Annotated in this window: 16 protein-coding genes; 6 read left to right on the top strand and 10 right to left on the bottom strand. The window is 61.0% G+C overall.

Annotation, left to right across the window (positions count from 1 at the left end; all coding sequences use genetic code 11):
* Positions 1-23 precede the first annotated feature (23 nt).
* On the bottom strand, positions 24-224 hold the full coding sequence (locus tag VWY75_RS06020) for a hypothetical protein (RefSeq protein ID WP_416541664.1): 201 nt from the start codon (positions 222-224) through the stop codon (positions 24-26).
* A gap of 12 nt (positions 225-236) precedes the next feature.
* Between VWY75_RS06020 and VWY75_RS06015 the strand changes: the two genes are divergently transcribed.
* Positions 237-1,310, top strand: a complete 1,074-nt coding sequence (locus tag VWY75_RS06015) for a YeeE/YedE family protein (protein ID WP_416539222.1) — start codon at positions 237-239, stop codon at positions 1,308-1,310.
* Here the strand turns inward: VWY75_RS06015 and VWY75_RS06010 are convergent.
* The 8 genes from VWY75_RS06010 to VWY75_RS05975 form a co-directional block, all read right to left on the bottom strand.
* On the bottom strand, positions 1,246-2,526 hold the full coding sequence (locus tag VWY75_RS06010) for a DUF3422 family protein (protein WP_340545087.1): 1,281 nt from the start codon (positions 2,524-2,526) through the stop codon (positions 1,246-1,248). The two genes, VWY75_RS06015 and VWY75_RS06010, sit on opposite strands and share 65 nt — an antisense overlap.
* Before the next feature lie 131 nt (positions 2,527-2,657).
* On the bottom strand, positions 2,658-3,029 hold the full coding sequence (locus VWY75_RS06005; RefSeq protein ID WP_416539221.1) for a carboxymuconolactone decarboxylase family protein: 372 nt from the start codon (positions 3,027-3,029) through the stop codon (positions 2,658-2,660).
* A complete protein-coding gene (locus tag VWY75_RS06000; protein ID WP_416539220.1) occupies positions 3,022-3,390 on the bottom strand; it encodes a MerR family transcriptional regulator in 369 nt (122 codons plus the stop codon). Before VWY75_RS06000 ends, VWY75_RS06005 begins: the two co-directional genes overlap by 8 nt.
* A gap of 70 nt (positions 3,391-3,460) precedes the next feature.
* Positions 3,461-3,835: a VOC family protein gene (locus tag VWY75_RS05995; RefSeq protein ID WP_416539219.1), complete on the bottom strand. Its 375-nt coding sequence runs from the start codon at positions 3,833-3,835 to the stop codon at positions 3,461-3,463.
* 98 nt (positions 3,836-3,933) lie between these two features.
* Positions 3,934-5,367, bottom strand: coding sequence for an NAD(P)(+) transhydrogenase (Re/Si-specific) subunit beta (locus VWY75_RS05990; RefSeq protein WP_416539218.1), 1,434 nt, complete (start codon positions 5,365-5,367; stop codon positions 3,934-3,936).
* Positions 5,368-5,380: 13 nt separating this feature from the next.
* On the bottom strand, positions 5,381-6,952 hold the full coding sequence (locus VWY75_RS05985) for a Re/Si-specific NAD(P)(+) transhydrogenase subunit alpha (protein WP_416539217.1): 1,572 nt from the start codon (positions 6,950-6,952) through the stop codon (positions 5,381-5,383).
* 137 nt (positions 6,953-7,089) lie between these two features.
* Positions 7,090-7,551: a methyltransferase family protein gene (locus VWY75_RS05980; RefSeq protein ID WP_340545081.1), complete on the bottom strand. Its 462-nt coding sequence runs from the start codon at positions 7,549-7,551 to the stop codon at positions 7,090-7,092.
* A 299-nt stretch (positions 7,552-7,850) separates the two neighbouring features.
* Entirely contained in the window at positions 7,851-8,804 is a 954-nt protein-coding gene (locus VWY75_RS05975; protein WP_416539216.1) for an MBL fold metallo-hydrolase, read from the bottom strand.
* Between the two features lie 248 nt (positions 8,805-9,052).
* Between VWY75_RS05975 and VWY75_RS05970 the strand changes: the two genes are divergently transcribed.
* From VWY75_RS05970 to kynA, 4 genes are all read left to right on the top strand, one after another.
* Positions 9,053-9,805 (top strand): SDR family NAD(P)-dependent oxidoreductase, encoded by a 753-nt coding sequence (locus VWY75_RS05970; RefSeq protein WP_416539215.1) that lies wholly within the window; start codon positions 9,053-9,055, stop codon positions 9,803-9,805.
* A complete protein-coding gene (locus tag VWY75_RS05965) occupies positions 9,805-10,188 on the top strand; it encodes an MmcQ/YjbR family DNA-binding protein (RefSeq protein WP_416539214.1) in 384 nt (127 codons plus the stop codon). The genes VWY75_RS05970 and VWY75_RS05965 overlap by 1 nt, the downstream gene beginning before the upstream one ends.
* Positions 10,189-10,287: 99 nt before the next feature.
* Positions 10,288-11,481 carry a kynureninase gene (kynU, locus tag VWY75_RS05960; RefSeq protein WP_416539213.1) on the top strand — a complete coding sequence of 398 codons (1,194 nt, stop codon included), beginning with the start codon at positions 10,288-10,290 and terminating at the stop codon, positions 11,479-11,481.
* 152 nt (positions 11,482-11,633) lie between these two features.
* Entirely contained in the window at positions 11,634-12,467 is an 834-nt protein-coding gene (kynA, locus tag VWY75_RS05955; protein WP_340545076.1) for a tryptophan 2,3-dioxygenase, read from the top strand.
* 88 nt (positions 12,468-12,555) lie between these two features.
* On the opposite strand, the gene VWY75_RS05950 is transcribed toward kynA, so the two are convergent.
* On the bottom strand, positions 12,556-13,137 hold the full coding sequence (locus VWY75_RS05950; protein WP_416539212.1) for a TetR/AcrR family transcriptional regulator: 582 nt from the start codon (positions 13,135-13,137) through the stop codon (positions 12,556-12,558).
* A gap of 102 nt (positions 13,138-13,239) precedes the next feature.
* Between VWY75_RS05950 and VWY75_RS05945 the strand changes: the two genes are divergently transcribed.
* A complete protein-coding gene (locus tag VWY75_RS05945; RefSeq protein WP_416536778.1) occupies positions 13,240-13,704 on the top strand; it encodes a (2Fe-2S)-binding protein in 465 nt (154 codons plus the stop codon).

Below are 13,704 nucleotides of genomic sequence, written 5' to 3'. Positions count from 1 at the left end.
CAACACATTCAAATAAAAACATATCAACCGGCCACTTCTCTCAGGTGGCCGGTTTGTTTTTGCCCGCAGCGGCAGGACTGGGACACATAGCCTGCGAAGGGCACCTGGCCGAGAACATCATTCTGCAAGATGCCGCGCCAGCTTGGTGCCATAGGGTTGCTCAGATCACAAAAACCGGCCATTTCGGGAAAATATTCCAAACGCGACAAATCCACTCGCAGCAATGGAGGCCACCTATGTTCGAGACACTTGGCTTTGAAGATACCACCGCGCGGGCGGTTTCGGTTCTGTTTGCACTCTCTGTCGGTGGCCTGTTCGGCGGGCTGGCGCAATTGACCCGCTTCTGTTTCCGCCGCGCTGTTGTCGGCGCTGATCGCCGTCAGGCCGCAGGCGTCTGGACAATGGCGCTGGCCGTTGCTGTTCTCGGCACGCAGGCCGCCGTGGCGCAGGGCTGGATCAGCTTTGCCGAGCACCGCCTGATGGTCGCGGATCTGCCGATTGCTGCGGTGGTACTGGGCGGCCTTATGTTCGGGGCCGGCATGGTGCTGACCCGTGGCTGCGTCTCGCGCCTGATGGTTCTCACCGGCAGCGGCAACCTGCGGGCGCTGGTTGTGATCGTGACCTTTGCAATTGTCGCCCACGCAACGCTCAAGGGCGTGCTGGCACCGCTGCGCAGCTGGATCGGCGGCGTCACGGTGCCGATTGGGGATTTCGCCTCTCTCACCGCACTGCCCGGCGGCGCGCTGACGGGCGCCGGGCTGATCGTTGCGGCCGCTCTTGTCATCGCTCTGCGCTCGGGCAATCATCCTCTGATGCTGGCCGGGGGGGCCGCCATCGGCGCGCTGGTGCCGCTGGCCTGGGTCGGCACCGGCTATGTGCTGTATGATGAATTTGACCCGATCGCCATGGAGAGCCTCTCCTTCACCGCGCCTTCGGCGGAAACACTATTCTACACGCTGGCGTCCAGCGCCGTGCCTGCGGGCTTCGGGACCGGGCTGGTGGGCGGCGTGCTGATTGGCGCGCTGGTCGCCGCCCTGCTGAGCGGTCGCTTCCAGTGGCAGAGCTTTGAAAGCCCGCGACAGACCGGCCGCTACCTCACTGGCGCGGTGCTGATGGGGATTGGCGGTGTACTGGCTGGCGGCTGCACAGTCGGGGCCGGTCTCGCCGGTATCCCAACCCTCAGCCTAGCGGCTGTTCTGGCACTGCTGTCGATTGGCGCAGGCGGTTTGGCGGCAGACGCCCTGCTCAATGCAGCCGCTTCCGGATCTGCCGCACCGCGAGCCAGACCAGCAGCACAACCGGCAGAGTAAGTGCTGCCGTCATCATCCCCTTGCTGAGGTCCAGCACCGCCGCGAGGGGATAGAGCGCATAAGACGCCAGCGACACAGCGTAATAGCTGATCGCCACCACTGACAGCCCTTCCACCGTATGTTGCAGCCGCAGCGCCATATCGGCGCGGCGGTCCATGCTTTCCAGCAGGGCCTGGTTCTGGGCACTGCGTTCCACATCGACACGGGTTCGCAGCAGCTCCCCGGCGCGACGCGCCCGGTCTGCCAGCGTAGCGAGCCGCCCTTCGGTTGACTTCACCGTGCGCATCGCCGGTTCAAATCGGCGCAGCATGAACTCGGCAAAGGTCTGATACCCTTCAAACCGGGTCTCGCGCAGCAGGGCGATCCGTTGGTTGACCAGCGCATCATAGGCCCCCGTCGCACCAAAGCGGAATGCTGCCTGCGCCGCCATCGCCTCCAGCTCAGCCGAGACCGTGAGCAGCTGCGCAAGGGTCTGTTCCGCCGGCATGCGATCCCCGGTCATCTCGGCCATCATCTCGCTCAGATGGGTGTCGAGCGCGCCAATCGTCGGACTCAACCCGCGCGCCCGCGAAAACCCGAGCATCGACATCGCCCGATAGGTCTCAATCTCGCAAAGGCGCTGCACCACCCGGCCGATCCGCTGGGCGCCGGTTTCCCGGTTCGGGAAAACCGCAAACCGCATATGCCCAGCCGGATCAATGCGGAAATCCCCCGCCACCACGCAGCTGTCGTCCAGCACTCGGGCCACGGCGAGGCTTTCCGGCACAAACCAATCGGTCAGAGCCGCCCGAACGTCAGAGGTTTCGCCACGAGGCAAGACCCGCAGCATGATCGAAGTGATGCGCTGACCCGGAGCCTCCGCCAGCCAGTCCGACGGGAAGACATCAAAATCCGCAGGATCATACGGGCGGGCGCTGATACCGTCGAAATACAGGGTGTAGGACACAAATTCAGTATGCTGTTCCCATTTGAGCGTATGGCGGCCCAGCTGCACCGAATGATGGGTCGCCCCCGGCGTCGGGTGGGCGACACCGTGACGGTCCAAGAGATCGACCAGATGCGCAAGGTCCCGGCTGCGATCCCGATGCACGGCCTCCTGCGGCTGCTTGATCGCCAGGTAGATCACCGTCGAGGGGTTGCTCATCGTCGGGAACGGGCGGGCGTGCAGCTCATTGGCCAGCTGGTAGCGCAGCGGGTGGTCTTGGATCGGCGGCATCTATGGTCTCCCTGAGCAGCAGGCCACAGGTTAGCCGAGGTGGAGCAACCTGTAAAGAATTACGTTTTTTCAATGCCTTAACTGGATACAACCGTATACAATTATGGGACAACCCTCAACTCTCGCCGACATTATGCCGCCTCGAACACCTCAATCGCCGCATTCAAACCATTGATGGCCGCAGGCATGCCGCCATAGACCGCCATCTGCCAGATGACCTCCAGAATCTCGCCTTCACTTGCCCCTGCGGCGAGGGTGTTGGCGATATTCACCTTGAGCTGCGGCGCGGTCTGACCACCAAGCGCAGTCAACGCTGCAACCGTACAGAGCTGCCGTGTCCGCAGGTCCAGCCCCGCGCGTGCGTAGTGGCGCCCATAGGCCCATTCCACCAGGCTCTCCGACATTCCCGGCAGATGGGCGTCATAGCGCTCTGCCAGGATATTCTCCAACTCCGGGTTCAATTCGGCCAACAGATTACGGCCCTTGGTCACTGCGTCAGACATCTGCGCTTTCCTTCTCCAGCTCGTGGTAGATCGCAACCTTGCGATCCATCAGGGCAAGCGTGTCATGAAGCTGCTCCAGCTGCTGGCGGATCACCTCGCGGTGGGCCTCCAGCATTGCGCGGCGTTCGGCCAGGGTTTCGCGCCCCCGCGCCCGCAACCGGGCATAGCGGACCCGATCCGCCTGTTTCATTCCGGTGGCGTTCAGCTGCCCCAGAAAGCGGATCCAGCCGAGGATTTCGCGATCATAGACCCGCCGCCCGGCGGCATCCCGCGCCGGCGGATCAATCAACCCGATCTTCTCGTAAAAGCGCAGGGTATCCACGCTCAGCCCCGTGGCCATCGCCACCTCTGAAATCTTCATGCACATCTCTCTTGCTGCCCACCCCTCGTGGGTGAGTCGGGACACCCTAGCGGTTGGAGTACACTCCAGCTCAAGCGGTATCTGCGGCGCGTCCAATCGGCTGCCAGAGTTCTATCGGATTGCCCTCCGGGTCATGCAACCGCGCGAAATAGCCAATCTCGCCGTCCCACTCCGGCCGGGTCTCAACAGAGATACCGGCGGCGGTCAGCTGGGCGATCATCGCGGCCAGATCCGTCACCCGGAAATTGATCATCCACTGTTTGCTGGTATCTCCGAAATAATCGGTATCCTCGGCAAATGGAGCAAAGACGGTATAGCCGCCGCCCTGCATCCAGGGGGTTCCGCCGACGGGGTCAATCCCCAGATGGTCATTGTACCACCGGCTCAGCGCTTCGGGGTCTTTGGCGCGGAAAAACACGCCACCTATGCCTTGGGCCTTTTCCATATCATCCTCCTCGGCTGGCGAATGATACCACAGGATCACGAAAAAAGAGCGCCCCGGCAGGAGCGCTCTTTCGGTATGTGCAGCGATACGCCGAAAAATCAGCTGATCATGGTCAGCAGTTTATCCAGGCTGGCCTTGGCATCGCCATAGAACATGCGGGTATTCTCCTTGAAGAACAGCGGGTTCTCGATGCCCGAGTAGCCCGTACCCTGCCCGCGCTTAGAGACGAACACCTGTTTCGCCTTCCAGCATTCCAGCACCGGCATACCGGCGATGGGCGAGTTCGGGTCTTCCTGTGCCGCCGGGTTCACAATGTCGTTGGAGCCAATGACGATCGCCACATCCGTGTCCGGGAAGTCCTCGTTGATCTCGTCCATTTCCAGCACGATATCGTAGGGCACTTTCGCCTCGGCGAGGAGCACGTTCATATGACCTGGCAGACGACCGGCAACCGGATGGATCGCAAAGCGGACGTTCTTGCCCTTGGCACGCAGACGGCGGGTCAGCTCAGCCACATTCTGCTGGGCCTGTGCCACTGCCATGCCGTAGCCGGGGATGATGACGACACTGTCGGCCTCATCCAGGGCAGCGGCCACACCATCGGCATCAATCGCGATCTGCTCGCCGTCGATTTCCATCGCCGGACCAGCCGTGCCGCCAAAGCCGCCCAGAATCACCGAGATGAAGGACCGGTTCATCGCCTTACACATGATGTAGCTGAGGATCGCACCGGAGGAGCCCACAAGCGCACCAACCACGATCAACAGATCGTTGCCGAGCGAAAAGCCAATCGCCGCCGCGGCCCAGCCGGAGTAGCTGTTCAGCATAGAGACAACCACGGGCATATCCGCGCCGCCGATTCCCATGATCAGGTGGTAGCCGATGAACAGCGCTGCCAGGGTCATCAGGAACAGCGGGAAGAAACCGCCAGTGTTAAAATACCAGATCAGACAGATCAGCGAGAGACCCGCAGCACCGGCGTTCAGCATATGGCCGCCGGGCAGCTTGGTCGCCGCCGAGGACACTTTGCCTGCCAGCTTGCCATAGGCAATCACCGACCCGGTGAAGGTTACGGCACCGATGAAGACACCGAGGAAGAGTTCCACCCGCAGGATCGCGATCTCGACACCGTCTTTCTTGGCCAGAAGCGCACCAAAGCCTTCGAGCGCCTTTTTCGCAGTGTCATCCATCGCCAGAACGCGGCCCAGCTCGATATGGGCGATAAAGCCCACGAACACCGCAGCCAGACCCACCAGCGAGTGCATCGCCGCCACCAGCTGCGGCATTTCGGTCATCTGCACGCGTTTGGCGACGTAGTAGCCGATGATACCGCCTGCGGCGATCAGGACGATCGACAACAGCCAAAGACCGGCACCGGGACCAATCAGGGTTGCCAGAACCGCCAGCGCCATACCCGCAATGCCGTACCAGACCGCGCGTTTCGCACTTTCCTGACCGCTCAGGCCGCCCAGCGACAAGATGAAGAGAACAGCCGCAACCACATAGGCGGCAGTTGTAAAGCCAAAGTCCATACTCCCGGCCTCCTTAAGATTTCTGGAACATGGCAAGCATGCGCCGCGTGACGAGGAACCCGCCGAAGATATTGATCCCGGCCATGAACACCGACAGCGCCGCAAGGAAGATCACCAGGAACGACCCGGATCCGATCTGCATCAACGCGCCAAGGATGATGATCGAGGAAATCGCATTGGTGACAGCCATCAGCGGCGTATGCAGCGAATGGGCAACGCCCCAGATCACCTGGAAGCCCACGAAACAGGCCAGTGCAAACACGATGAAATGCTGCATGAAGCTCGCGGGAGCAAACAGCCCCACAAACAACACCAAGGCACCGCCCACAGCCAGCAGGGTGACCTGGTTCTTGGTCTGCTGCTTGAAGGCTTCGACCTCCTGCGCCCGCTTCTCTTCGGGCGTCAGTTCCTTCACCTCTTTCTTCGGCTGGGCCGCGATGGCCTGCACCTTGGGCGGTGGCGGCGGGAAGGTGATTTCCTTCTCGAAGGTCACCGTGGCGCCGCGGATTACGTCGTCTTCCATGTTGTGATTGATCTGACCGTCCTTCTCGGGCGTCAGGTCAGTCATCATATGGCGGATGTTGGTGGCATAAAGCGTCGAGGCCTGCGCGGCCATCCGGCTCGGGAAATCGGTATAGCCGATGATGGTCACGCCATTCTCGGTTACCACTTTCTCGTCCATCACCGTGCCTTCGACGTTGCCGCCCTTTTCGGCTGCAAGGTCAACGATCACCGAACCCGGCTTCATCGCGGCGACCATATCCTCAAGCCACAGCTTGGGAGCCTCGCGGTTGGGGATCAGCGCGGTGGTGATGACGATATCGACTTCGGGAGCCAGTTCGCGGAACTTCGCGAGCTGCGCTTCACGGAACTCCGGGCTGGAGACGGCAGCATAGCCGCCGGTTGCCGCGCCATCCTGCTGGTCTTCCTCGAAATCCAGATAGACGAATTCGGCCCCCATGCTTTCGACCTGCTCCGCCACTTCGGGGCGCACGTCAAAGGCGTAGGTCACCGCACCCAGGCTGGTAGAGGCGCCAATCGCCGCAAGGCCTGCAACCCCTGCACCAACCACCAGAACCTTGGCCGGAGGAACCTTGCCCGCAGCTGTGATCTGACCGGTGAAGAACCGGCCAAAGTTATTCCCGGCCTCAATGACGGCGCGGTAACCTGCGATATTGGCCATGGACGACAGCGCGTCCATTTTCTGGGCACGGCTGATACGTGGTACCATTTCCATGGCGATCACATTGGCGCCCTTGGATTTGGCGAGTTCCAGACCTTCGCTATTGCCGCCGGGATTGAAGAAGGAGATCAGCGTCTTGCCCGCTGTCATCCGCTTCAGCTCCGCTTCGGTGGGCTGACGCACCTTGGCAACGATATCGCAGGCTTTCCACAATGCGGCCGGTGTCTTGATGATCTCGACGCCGACAGCCTCGTAGGTGGCGTCAGAAAAACCTGCCGCTGCCCCGGCACCGCTTTCAATCGCGCAGTCGTACCCCAGCTTTTGCAGTTGAACCGCGGAGTCCGGGGTCATCGCAACCCGCGCCTCGCCGTCAAACACTTCTTTTGGTGTGCCTATTTTCACCTTGTCGGTCCCCCTCTTTGTGTCCGCATCAGACTGACTGAGCACGGATCGCAAATATTTTGACTACATTGCGCAATATTTTTGCGCAACAGTTTCGCTGCGTCGCCGCAACACTTTGCTGCGGTGCCGCAAATCCGTCACAGCCATCGTCCTGTGTCTTTTTCGTAGCGCCCCCACTGCGCCCTGAACTGCCGCCGCAACCGGTTTTCCTCGGGCAGGATGAAACGGCGTTCCAACACCCAGACAAAGACCGGCAGCAGTATCAGCGACAGCACCGCGTCAAACCGCAGGATCAGTCCGAGTAGCAGCAGGCAATCACCTAGGTAGATTGGATTGCGGCTGCGTTTGAAAATACCCGATTGAACCAGCTGGCTTGGCTGCCCGTGTGGATGCAGCGTCGTCCTATGACGCCGCATTTCCATCACCGCGAGCAGCATCAGAATGACTCCCGCTCCGATCAAGAGGCCGCTGACCAGCCCGACGACGGCGCCGATCACGCCATGCGACAATTCGAGCCCCATAGGCAGGAAACGTGCCTGACACCAGGCCAGCACTGCAAACCCCAGCAACCACACAGGAGGCACGTCAATCCATTTCATTGCAGACGGCACTCCGGGTGATCCTTGTCGGTCTTGATGCGCATCAGCGGCAGTTTTCCCTCATGTGGCCAGAACGTCCAGCCTTCGGAGATGACTTCCGAAGGATAAGGACAGATTGCCCAAAATGGTCGTGAAACGGCGAATCCGTTCCGTTTGCGGCATGATCCTGCATATATTGTTGCGAATGACCACGTATACTTTTGCATGCCTGCCGCAACTGATCGGGATGCTCAGTTCTGCTACCGCTCACAGTTCTTGTCGCAAGGATGACGATGGGCGCAGATCACCGGGCGGGCGCGCTATTCCCACTCCATCTCCTCATAGACACGCCCGGCATTCTTGGTCGCCAGTTCCTCAAAAGTATCGAGCTGCTGCCAGCGGGCCTGATCCACGTAATAGGCCGAGGCCAGATCGCCGCCCTCCTCGATATGGGCGCCAATCTTGCTGCGCAGATCGAGCAGATACTCCAGCGTGTAGCGCCGGACCTGATCCAGGTTGGTCGGATGACCATGGCCGGGGATCACATAGGTCGGCGCCAGCGGTTCCAGCTTGTCCTGCCAGGTCTCGATCCAGCAGCTGGTGCAGGTATGTTCAAAAATCGGCAACATCCGCTCGTGAAAGGCAATATCGCCTGCGATCAGCATCCCCCACTGCGGAATCCAGACCTGCGTGTCCCCCGGATCATGGGCCGGACCAAGATGCAGGACCTGAAAGTCGACCCCGCCAAGCGACAGATCGTAACGATCTTCAAAACTCAGGTTCGCAGGCTCCACCCGCGTGTCCCCGGCCCTGTCCTTATTGTAGCCTTGCATCCCCTGAAGGATAAAATGACCGTTCTGCGTCACCTCGGCCGTGGCATCTACATGCGCCAGAACGTCAACGCCCCGATCCCGCCAATAGCCATTGCCCAGCATCGCGTGGCCCTGACCGTTTTCATTGATCACCAGCACCACCGGCTGATCGGTCACCGTCTTGATCTCGGCATGGAGCGCGGCAGCCAGCGCATCAGACGCCCCCGCATTGATCACCACAACACCCGCCTCGGTCACAACGAAGCTCAGGTTATTGTTATGGCCGGCATTTTCATAGGTTGGCGGCGCGGTGGCTCCAATGGCCGAAAACACATGCGGGATCACCTCCACCGGCTTTGAGTACAACTCGGACTGCGGGTATTGATCCGCGATATCTTCGCTGGCCAGCCCGCATAGAGGCAACATCAGCGCGGTTGCCACGCCACAGACAAGAGCTTTCATGGGATCCTCCGTCAGCCTTGGTGGCGGTTCGTCGCCACATGCCGTGACATTCACACATAGGAATATTTCTGTAAACCATTTCTCCAAAACCCGTCGCCACAAGCGTTGTGCCCGTGCCGGTTGATAAAGTGACGGAACGGAGATCTTGCCAGCCTCCCTGCGGCGGTTAGGCTCATATCAAGATCCGGGTTGCATGTGGGGATCACCCGCATGGCCCCAACAGTTACGAACAACAGCGGAGCAACACCATGACACTCAAGGGAAAACACGCATTGATCACCGGCGGTGGCACCGGCATTGGTCTGGCGATGGCCAAGGCGCTGGCCGCCGAGGGGGCTGCGGTGACGATCACCGGCCGTCGGCAGGAGGTGCTAGAGGAGGTCGCAACCGATGGGCTGCATCCGCTCGCCATGGATGTGCGCGACGAACAGGACGTGATCGCAAAAATTGACGCCGCCACCGCAGCTCGCGGTCCGGTGCAGATCTGCGTCCCCAATGCAGGCATCGCCGAGGGCAAGGCCCTGCACAAGATGTCGATGGACTTCTGGCGCAACATGATGGCAACCAACCTCGACGGCGCTTTTCTGACGATCCGCGAATGTATGAAATCCATGCGCCAGACCGACTGGGGCCGTGTCATCACCGTATCCTCCATCGCAGGCCTGCGCGGGCTGCAGGGCGCGCCCTGCTATTCGGCCAGCAAACACGGGCTGATCGGCCTGACCCGATCGCTGAGCGAGGATTATCTGGGCACGCCCTATACCTTCAACGCGCTCTGCCCGGGCTATGTCGATACGCCGATCATCGACCGCAACGTCACCTCGATCTCTCAGCGCGCCGGAGTGAGCGAAGAACAGGCGCTGAAGATCATGGTCTCTGCGAACCGGCACAAGCGGCTGATCCAACCGGATGAGGTTGCCGCCGCGCTGCTGTGGCTCTGTGGTCCCGGCTCTCAGTCTATCAACGGGCAAACCATCGAAATCGCAGGTGGGCAGACCTGATGACCCGCGAGGAGTTCAACGCCTTCTGCGCCAGCTTCCCCGCTACATCGCATGTCATCCAATGGGGCGATGCCGATGTGTGGAAGGCAGGAGGCAAGGTCTTTGCCATCTGCGGCTGGGCCGAGGGCAAGGACGCCTTTACCTTCAAGACGGGCGAGATCGCCTTTGAGGTTTTGCAGGAGCGACCGGGCGTCCGCCCGGCGCCCTATCTGGCCTCGCGCGGAATGAAGTGGCTGCAACATTTCAAAGATCCCGGCCTGACCGATGCCGAGCTGAAAGAGCAGATCAGCCTGTCGTACAGTCTGGTGACCGCCGGTCTGTCGAAACGAAAACGAACTGAACTGGGCATTCCGGAACCGCAGCTGGATCCCACCAGCCGCTAATCTCTGGACAGGACAGATCCGATGCGGTAGCACTCGAGAAGCTTTAAGCCTAAAGTAAACCACTCCGTCCGTCAGGCCGCCCATGATCACGAGGTTCAGATGACCGATTTCGCCGCAACCAAGGCTATGTTTTCCCTGCCCGAAGGGATGATCTACCTCGATGGCAATTCTCTGGGTCCGATGCCGCGTGCAACCGCCGAACGGGTGCGCAGCACGATCGAGGACGAATGGGGTGAGATGCTGATCACCGGTTGGAACAGGGCCGGGTGGATGCAGAAACCAACTTCCATCGGCAACCGGATTGCCCGGCTGATCGGCGCAGAACCCGGCCATGTGGTGATGGGTGACACCCTGTCGATCAAGGTCTATCAGGCCGTCGCCTCGGCACTGGAGCTGAACCCATCGCGCAAGGTGGTCCTGTCTGACAGCGGCAACTTCCCTTCCGATCTCTATATGGTCGAAGGTCTGGTGAAATCGCTTGGCCCGGACTATTCGCTTCGCGTGGTCGCACCGGAAGAGGTCAGCGCCCATATCACCGAAGACATTGCCGTGCTGATGCTGACCGAAGTCGATTACCGCAGCGGTCGCAAGCACGATATGAAGGCGCTGACCGAACAGGCCCATGCCGCCGGTGTCGTGACGGTCTGGGATCTGGCCCATTCCGCAGGTGCGCTGCCGGTCGATCTGGCAGGCTGCAAGGCCGATTTCGCCGTAGGATGTACCTATAAATACCTCAACAGCGGCCCCGGTGGTCCAGCGTTCATCTATGTGGCGCCGCGCCATGCCGACTTGGCCCGCCCGGCGCTCTCCGGCTGGCTGGGTCACGCCGCGCCGTTTGAATTCGACCTGAATTACAAACCCGGCAGCGGGATCGAACGGATGCGCGTCGGCACGCCGCCGGTGTTACAGCTGGCCGCACTCGAGGCCTCGATGGATATCTGGGACATGGCCGATATGGCCGATGTGCGCGCCAGATCCATCGAACTTTGCGATCTGTTCATTGCCGAGGTGGAATCCCGCTGCCCCGATCTCACTCTTGCGTCGCCGCGCGACGGCAACGCCCGTGGCAGCCAGGTGTCCTTCCGCTTCCATGAAGGTTATACCGCCATGCAGGCGCTCATCGCCCGTGGTGTGGTGGGAGACTTCCGCGCGCCGGATATCATGCGCTTCGGCTTCACCCCGCTCTACATTGACGAAGGTGACGTCAGGGCCGCTGTTGATATCATCGAGGACGTGATGACCAACGCGCTCTGGGATCGCCCGGAATACAAAACCCGCAACGCAGTCACCTGATGGCGAGCCTGCCCGCATATCGCCTGCCACTGTGCCGACCAGCGGGCTGGATCGCCCTGTGGCGACGACTGGCCCAATGCGGTACGCTCAACGCAAGAAAGGCCCCCGTTCCCGCAATCTGATACACTACCGGAACACCAAGGAGCCTTTCCATGTCCACCCCCTATGATCCCGCCAAGGAAGGCGCGCAGATGTCGTTTGACGGGCGCATGTCCTATGGCGACTACCTGTCGCTCGACACGCTGCTGACCGCGCAGAAGACCTGGACCAACACCCATGACGAGATGCTGTTCATCATCCAGCATCAGACCTCAGAGCTTTGGATGCGCCTCGCCATTCACGAGCTGACCGCCGCGCGCGCGCGCCTGCTGGCGGAAAAACCGCATGAGGCGTTCAAGATGCTGGCCCGCGTTGCGCGGATCTTCGAACAGCTGAACTCTGCCTGGGATGTGCTGCGCACCATGACACCCTCGGATTATTCTGCCTTTCGCAATGAACTGGGGCAGAGTTCCGGCTTTCAGTCGCATCAGTATCGCCAGATCGAATTCATGCTCGGCAACCGCAACAAGGCGATGCTGCGCCCGCACGCCCACCGCCCCGACATTCTGGCGCTACTGGAAGAAGAACTGCGCCAGCCCTCGCTCTATGATGTTGCCCTGCGCGCCCTGTCCAAGCGGTTTGAGCTACCCGAAGAGGTGCTGAACCGTGACCTCTCCGAAACCTATAGCCCCAATCCGGCGGTTGAGGCGGCCTGGACCGAGGTCTACCGCAATACCGAAGCGCATTGGGATCTCTACGAGCTGGCCGAGAAACTGGTGGATTTTGAAGATTATTTCCGCCGCTGGCGTTTCAACCATGTCACCACGGTGGAACGGGTCATCGGCTTCAAACGCGGCACCGGCGGCACCGGTGGCGTCAGCTATCTGAAACGGATGCTGGAGGTGGAGCTGTTCCCCGAGCTCTGGCACCTGCGCACCACGCTCTGACGCCAGATGGGATCGGCGGCAGGCCAGCCCTGCCCGCCCCCCCCCAAGGCTGCCCCATTTGGACCTGCCCTCAGTCAACCTGCTCCAGTCAGCGCGGCGACAGCGCAGCCGCGAACAACAGCGCCAGTTGGCGAACGCCCGAGCGGTAGGCGGCATAATCTGCCGAGGTATGTTTGACGCCCTTCATGGCACTGCAAAAGCTGCGCGCCACATCCTGCGGCGTGCCGGCCAACCGCACCAGTCCCGCAGCCGCCATATCCTTTAGCCAATCCGCATAAACCCCGCGCATCAGGCATTCGCCGGCCTCAATGTGATCGCCGGCGGCGTTCATGCTGGCTTCCAGCGTTTCCATCCCGTGGGGCGTGCTCAGCATAGCCTCTATAGCCGGGCCGCCCTGCGCGTCGAATGCGTTCAGAACCTTCGACTGAAGATCCCCGTCTGCGGTCAGCGCTGCGTGGACCGCTCGCGCTGTCTCGGCGTAATAGGCATCAATCAACGCCTTCAGGATGGCTTCCTTGTTCTTGAAATGCAGATAGACCGCAGGGCGAGACATCCCCGCCCGCTTGGCAATGTCATCCATTGAAGTCTTGCGAAACCCATAGGTCGCAAAGGCTTCCCAGGCGGATTCCAGAATGTTGCGCTGTTTGGGGTCGATCTGCTTCATGTCCATAGCGCAGTTCTGACATTCGATACCAAATTTGTCAATTGACACACTGACACATATGCATCATTTTGTCACAAAGTCACGCAGCCAGCACAGAAAGGACACCCAATGTCCACCAGCCTTCGCATCAACGGGAAATCCCATCAGATTGACCTGCCTGACGACGTGCCGCTTCTTTGGGTGCTGCGCGATGAAGTCGGCCTGACCGGCACCAAATTCGGCTGTGGCGTCGCGGCCTGTGGCGCCTGCACCGTGCATATTGACGGCGAGGCCGTGCGCTCCTGCCAGGTGGCGCTGTCCGATGTCTGGGGTGAGGTCACCACCATCGAGGGGATCGGCACACCCGACGCCATGGCCGCCGTGCAAAAAGCCTGGGTCGCCAATCAGGTCGCGCAATGTGGCTACTGCCAGTCCGGCCAGATCATGCAGGCCGCGAGCCTGCTGGCGGAAAACCCCGCCCCCTCGGATGCCGATATCGACGAGGCGATGCAGGGCAACCTCTGCCGCTGTGGCACCTACCCCCGAATCCGCGCCGCCATCCATGACGCCGCCAAAATGATGAAGGAGGTCTGA

It is taken from the genome of Phaeobacter sp. JH20_08 (genome assembly GCF_048056635.1).
GTDB classification, from domain to species: domain Bacteria; phylum Pseudomonadota; class Alphaproteobacteria; order Rhodobacterales; family Rhodobacteraceae; genus Phaeobacter; species Phaeobacter bryozoorum.
This window is presented reverse-complemented; position numbering and strand designations above follow the sequence as displayed.